The organism is Sphingopyxis sp. (assembly GCF_036402335.1).
GTDB lineage: Bacteria > Pseudomonadota > Alphaproteobacteria > Sphingomonadales > Sphingomonadaceae > Sphingopyxis.
In genome coordinates this window covers 1-5,405 of record NZ_DASWTD010000429.1, presented here as the reverse complement: position 1 = coordinate 5,405, position 5,405 = coordinate 1, and the positions used below count along the sequence as shown (strand labels likewise).

At 63.3% G+C, this 5,405-nt stretch carries 9 protein-coding genes and 1 pseudogene; 5 read left to right on the top strand and 5 right to left on the bottom strand.

Features of this window, described 5'->3' with window-relative positions; all coding sequences use genetic code 11:
* The 3 genes from VGD20_RS13855 to VGD20_RS13845 form a co-directional block, all read right to left on the bottom strand.
* On the bottom strand, positions 1 to 579 hold a 579-nt coding region (locus VGD20_RS13855), incomplete at its 3' end, for a biotin carboxylase N-terminal domain-containing protein (RefSeq protein WP_331135008.1).
* A gap of 8 nt (positions 580 to 587) precedes the next feature.
* Complete coding sequence (gene accB / locus VGD20_RS13850) at positions 588 to 1,067, bottom strand: acetyl-CoA carboxylase biotin carboxyl carrier protein (protein ID WP_331135007.1); 480 nt, start codon at positions 1,065 to 1,067, stop codon at positions 588 to 590.
* 70 nt (positions 1,068 to 1,137) lie between these two features.
* Complete coding sequence (locus VGD20_RS13845) at positions 1,138 to 1,578, bottom strand: type II 3-dehydroquinate dehydratase (RefSeq protein ID WP_331135006.1); 441 nt, start codon at positions 1,576 to 1,578, stop codon at positions 1,138 to 1,140.
* An 81-nt stretch (positions 1,579 to 1,659) separates the two neighbouring features.
* On the opposite strand from VGD20_RS13845, the gene thiS reads away from it, so the two are divergent.
* From thiS to VGD20_RS13825, 4 genes are read left to right on the top strand one after another with little or no spacing between them, the layout of a single operon-like run.
* A complete protein-coding gene (gene thiS / locus VGD20_RS13840; RefSeq protein ID WP_331135005.1) occupies positions 1,660 to 1,860 on the top strand; it encodes a sulfur carrier protein ThiS in 201 nt (66 codons plus the stop codon).
* On the top strand, positions 1,860 to 2,210 hold the full coding sequence (locus VGD20_RS13835) for a VOC family protein (protein ID WP_331135004.1): 351 nt from the start codon (positions 1,860 to 1,862) through the stop codon (positions 2,208 to 2,210). Before thiS ends, VGD20_RS13835 begins: the two co-directional genes overlap by 1 nt.
* Positions 2,211 to 2,212: 2 nt before the next feature.
* Positions 2,213 to 2,989: a bifunctional sulfur carrier protein/thiazole synthase protein gene (locus tag VGD20_RS13830; RefSeq protein WP_331135003.1), complete on the top strand. Its 777-nt coding sequence runs from the start codon at positions 2,213 to 2,215 to the stop codon at positions 2,987 to 2,989.
* Between the two features lie 10 nt (positions 2,990 to 2,999).
* Positions 3,000 to 3,848: an amidohydrolase family protein gene (locus tag VGD20_RS13825; protein WP_331135002.1), complete on the top strand. Its 849-nt coding sequence runs from the start codon at positions 3,000 to 3,002 to the stop codon at positions 3,846 to 3,848.
* Positions 3,849 to 3,879: 31 nt separating this feature from the next.
* Here the strand turns inward: VGD20_RS13825 and VGD20_RS13820 are convergent, their stop codons facing one another.
* Positions 3,880 to 4,659 (bottom strand): pentapeptide repeat-containing protein, encoded by a 780-nt coding sequence (locus VGD20_RS13820; RefSeq protein WP_331135001.1) that lies wholly within the window; start codon positions 4,657 to 4,659, stop codon positions 3,880 to 3,882.
* Positions 4,660 to 4,807: 148 nt separating this feature from the next.
* Here VGD20_RS13820 and VGD20_RS13815 point away from each other — a divergent pair, with 148 nt between their 5' ends.
* Positions 4,808 to 4,990, top strand: coding sequence for a CsbD family protein (locus VGD20_RS13815; RefSeq protein WP_054729406.1), 183 nt, complete (start codon positions 4,808 to 4,810; stop codon positions 4,988 to 4,990).
* Positions 4,991 to 5,072: 82 nt separating this feature from the next.
* Here VGD20_RS13815 and VGD20_RS13810 read toward each other — a convergent pair.
* Positions 5,073 to 5,405 (bottom strand): annotated as a pseudogene (locus tag VGD20_RS13810) (hypothetical protein); the annotation flags it as partial.

The following is a 5,405-nucleotide window of genomic DNA, read 5'->3' as shown; positions in this document are numbered from 1 at the left end:
GAACGCCGCCGCGGCTTCGCTCGATGCCTGACCCATCAGGCTTTCAAGGCTGTCCTCGTCGGGGACGACCTTCATCCCGCGCCCGCCGCCGCCCGAGGCGGCCTTGATCAGCACCGGATAGCCGATTTCCTTCGCCAGCCTTTTCGTTTCCTCGCCGAACGTCACGGCACCGGGCGAGCCCGGAACGACGGGTAGGCCGAGCGACACCGCGGTGCGCTTCGCCTCGACCTTGTCGCCCATGGTGCGGATATGCTCGGGCTTCGGCCCGACGAAGATCATGTCATGCGCTTCGATGATCTCGGCGAAGCGCTCGTTTTCCGACAGGAAGCCGTAACCGGGATGGATCGCATCGGCGCCGGTGACTTCGGCCGCAGAGATGATCGCGGGGATGTTGAGATAACTGTCCTTCGCCGCGGGCGGGCCGATGCACACGGCCTGGTCGGCAAGGCGGACGTGCATCGCGTCGGTATCGGCGGTCGAATGGACCGCGACCGTCTTGATGCCCATTTCATGGCACGCGCGGTGGATGCGCAGCGCGATCTCGCCGCGGTTGGCGATCAGGAGCTTTTCGATGGCCATGTCGTGGCTCAGCCGATGGTGAACAGCGGCTGGTCGAACTCGACCGGCTGGCTGTTCTCGACATGCACGGCCTTCAGCGTGCCCGAAGCCGGCGCGACGATCGGGTTCATGACCTTCATCGCCTCGATGATCAGGATCGTGTCGCCGGCCTTCACGGCCGAGCCGACGGCAGCGAAATTGGGCGCGCCCGGTTCAGCGGCGAGATAGACGGTGCCGACCATCGGCGATTTGACCGCGTCGGCGAAATTGTCGGCAGCAGGCGTTGCGGCGGGAGCCGCGGCCGCAGCCGGAGCAGGGGCAGGCGCAACGACCGGCGCGGGGGCATAGGCCACAGGCGCGGCTGCGGCGCTCAGCGTGCGCGCGACGCGGATCTTGCGTTCGCCGTCCTCGACTTCGATTTCGGACAATCCGGTGTCGTCGAGCAGCTCTGCAAGCGCGCGCACGAATGCCGGATCGATGTTGATGCCATTGTCTTTATGGTCACCCATGAGAATTTTTCCTGTTGTTGCGGCGCCGTTGTTGGGGCGCCCAGACCCCGTTTTTTGATGCGCCCTATTGTCAGAGACGGGCGGCGGCGTCCAGCGCCAGCGTATAGCTGTTCGCGCCATGGCCTGCAAAATGTGCCGCCGCGACCATGCCGACATAGCTGATGTGGCGGAAGCTTTCGCGTTTCATCGGATCCGAAAGATGGACCTCGATCACCGGTACCTTGATCGACTTGATCGCGTCGTGGATCGCGACCGAGGTGTGCGTATAGCCGCCGGCGTTGAGCAGCACTGCCTTGGCGCCCGACACATATGCTTCGTGGAGCCAGTCGATCAGCACGCCTTCGTGGTTCGTCTGCCGGCATTCGACACGCAGGCCGAGCTCCGCCGCTTGCGCTTCGAGCCGGGCATGGATGTCGTTGAGCGTATCATGGCCGTAGATCTCGGGCTCGCGCGTGCCGAGCAGGTTGAGGTTGGGGCCGCTCAGGACATAAACGGTTTGCAGATCGGGCAAGGCGCGGGCTTTCGGTTGCTAGGTTGCTCGCACCCCCTATATGGGCTGCTCGGCAAAAGGCAAAGCGAGGCGGAATTCCCCATGATCTCGGTCATCCTCAATGGCGAACCCCGGCAGGTGCGCGAAGGCAGCATCGCCGATCTGGTCGCGTCGCTGGGGCTCGACGTGAAGAAGGTCGCGGTCGAACGCAACCGCGATATCGTGCCGCGATCAACCCTCGCCGATGTTGCACTTGCCGAGGGTGATGTGCTCGAAATCGTTCATTTTGTGGGAGGCGGTTGATGGCGGTCGCGCGAATAGTCGTCAATCGCTACGCCGACGATCCGGGAACGGGCAAGGCCTTCTTCAACGATGTGCTGGGGCTGGAAACCGCGATGACGCAGGGCTTCATCACCACCTATCGTTCGGACACGCAGCCGATGGCGCAGATCAGCATCCTCAGCGGGGATCCGTCGGGATTGCAGCCCGCCTATTCGGTCGGTGTCGATGATGTCGATACGGTGCATGCGCGCGCGGTCGAGGCGGGGCACGAGATCGTCTATGCGCTGCGCGACGAGCCGTGGGGCGTCCGCCGCTTTTTCGTTCGCGATCCGCTCGGCGACATCGCGAATATCGTACAGAACAAGGATTGAATGTGGACAAGATCGACAGTTGGAGCGTCGCCGGCCGGACATTCACGTCGCGCCTGATCGTCGGCACCGGCAAATACCGGGATTTTGAGCAGAACGCCGCCGCGGTCGAAGCCTCGGGGGCGGAGATCGTCACCGTCGCGGTGCGCCGCGTCAATGTGTCGGACCCGGGCGCGCCGATGCTCACCGACTATATCGATCCGAAGAAGATCACCTACCTGCCCAATACCGCAGGCTGCTTCAACGCCGACGACGCGATCCGCACGCTGCGGCTGGCGCGCGAGGCGGGCGGCTGGGATCTGGTGAAGCTGGAAGTGCTGGGCGAAGCGAAGACGCTCTATCCGAACATGCGCGAGACGCTAGAGGCAACCGAAGTGCTCGCGAAAGAAGGCTTCCTGCCGATGGTCTATTGCGTCGACGATCCGATTGCCGCGAAGCAGCTCGAGGATGCGGGCGCGGTCGCGATCATGCCGCTGGGCGCGCCGATCGGATCGGGGCTCGGCATCCAGAACCGGGTGACGATCCGGCTGATCGTCGAAGGCGCGTCGGTGCCGGTGCTCGTCGATGCCGGCGTCGGGACGGCGAGCGATGCCGCGGTGGCGATGGAGCTTGGCTGCGATGGCGTGCTGATGAACACCGCGATCGCCGAAGCGAAGGACCCCGTCCGCATGGCACGCGCGATGAAGCTGGCGGTCGAGGCGGGGCGCGATGCCTATCTGGCGGGGCGCATGGGGCTGCGTAAATATGCCGATCCGTCGAGCCCGCTGGCGGGGCTGATCTAGGCCGGCCACAATGAAAATCCTGCCGATCCTTGCCGCCCTCTGCCTTGCGCCGCAGGCGGCAAGCGCGCAGCAGATATTCGACAGCCATGTCCATCTGTGGGACGGCGAAAAGTCGATCGGCGAATATCAGGATCAGGTAAAAGGCGCCGGACTGAAGATTGCCGGTTTCGGCGGCATGTGGTTCGGCGGGCCGAACCAGGCGCTCGCGGGCAATCCCGACGACATTCGGGCGCGCAACGACGCGCTGATCGCGTTGGCGAAGAAGCATCCGGACATGGTCCCGATCGCGACGGTACATCCCTATGACGGTCCGGGAGCTATCGAGGAATTACAGCGCGTTGCCGGTCTTGGCGTGAAGCTGCTCAAGATCCATCCGCACACGCAGAAGTTCGATCCCGCCGATCCGCGCGTGCTGACGCTGGTCAGGCGTGCCGGCGAGCTTGGCGTCATCGTTGTGATGGACAATGCCAATATCGTGCCCGGTGGCGACAGCGAGAAATTGTTCAATCTCGCACTGCAGGCGCCGAAGACGAAGTTCGTCTTTGCGCATATGGGCGGGCTCAATTTCCGTTTCTGGAACATCCTGAAAATGGCGCGCACCGCCGAGGGGTTGTTCGGCGACAATATCTATTTCGACATTTCGGCGATGGTGACGCTGGCTGCCGATACGCCGATCGAAAACGAGTTCGTCTGGACGATGCGCAACGTCGGGATCGATCATATCCTGATCGGATCGGACTATCCGCAATTCTCGCTGGCGCAGACAGTCGACGCGTTCGAAAAGCTCGATCTTACCGCAGCCGAAAAGGCAAAGATTCGCGGCGAGAATGCGCGCAAGCTGTTCGGGGTGAAGCCGTAGGGCCTGCCCTTGATCGCCCATCCGGGACGGGTCAGCCCGGATAAACCTCCAGCCCCATTGCGGCGAGCAAGGGCGATTGCTGGTCGGCCGACACGATCATGTCTTCGAGGCTGGCGATTTCCCTGAGGTTCAGCCCGGCGAGATCGGCATCGCGGAGGTCGGCACGGGCGAGCTTCGCGCCGGCGGTCAACGCAAGCACAAGATCGCAGCCGCGCAGGTCGGCACCTTCGAGGTCGGCGTCGAACAACACCGCTTCGCGGAAGTTCGAACCCGAAAGGTCGCAACCCGGCATCCGTATCCCGTTGAGATCGGCGAATTCGAGATTGCAGCCGCGCAGGGTTGCGGCGGTCTTGACGAGTTTGCGTCCGAATAGCCGGGAGAAATCGGCCTTGTGGAATGCGGCGCCGCGCATGTTGCACGCGTCGAACTCGACCCCGAACAGCGCCGAACGATCGAATTTCGCGAAGGACAGGTCGCTGCGGCTGAAGCGCGCCTGCTCGAGACGCGAAAAGGCGAATTGCGCGCCGACATGGCCGGTGTCGTCAACGAAGGAGCAATTCGCGAAAAGCGCGTCGCGCATATCGACGTTGGCGAAGCGGCAGCGGATAAACCGGCACCCCGTCAGGCGCGCATCCTGCAGGCACGTCCCCGTGAACCGGACGTCGCGCAGCTCGCATCCGGTCAATGTCGCCCCGGACAGATCGGCATCGGCGAAGTCGCAATCGGACAGGCTGCCATTCTCGACGATGCAATTGGGTTCGAGCTTCACCATCATCTCCTCCATCGACGCCGCACGATCCGGGTAGGGCATCGATTGGAACATATCAAGAACAACAATGGCTGCTGCGGATCGTCTTTGGCGATGAACGCTTCGACCCTTTCGCCGGAACGGTGACGGCGACGAACCGTTGATTGGCAAGAGGCACCCCCTCCGCCTCTGAAAAGCAAGGAGAAACCCCGTGGGTGAACTGACCGAAAAAGCCAAAGGACTTGCCAATGAAGCCGCAGGCAATGTGAAGCAGGCGGCCGGCAAGGCGACCGACAACGAGCGCCTTCGTGCCGAAGGCGAAGCGCAGGAGCGCAAGGGCGAAGCCCAGAATCTGAAGGGCAAGGTCCAGGGCGCGCTCGGCGACAAGATCTGACCGCTTGCTCGTCACGCAAGCATAGAAAAGGCCCCGGGGGTTCCCTCTCCCCGGGGCCTTTTCACTATGTTCGAAAATTGCCTTATTTGCCGCCGGACGCCACCAGGTCGACATCGGTCATGCCGCCATCGCGGCGCAGCATCACGACATAGGCGAGGTCGCCCTTGGTGCCGCCAAGCATATGTTCGTTGCCGTTGACGCGGTGGTCGCTGGTGTAGCCGGCGCGGATCGCCATCGTGTGATAATAATCGAGCACGGCCTGCATCGACGCCGCGGTCTGGAAATTGACGACGCGGATGTTGCACTTGCCGCCGGCGATGCCTGCGGCTTCGCGTAGCGTCGCGCGCGGATAGACTTTGAACGCGGCGGGCAGGCGGTCGGCCCATGCGTTGCTGTAGGTCAGCTTGGCGTCGCA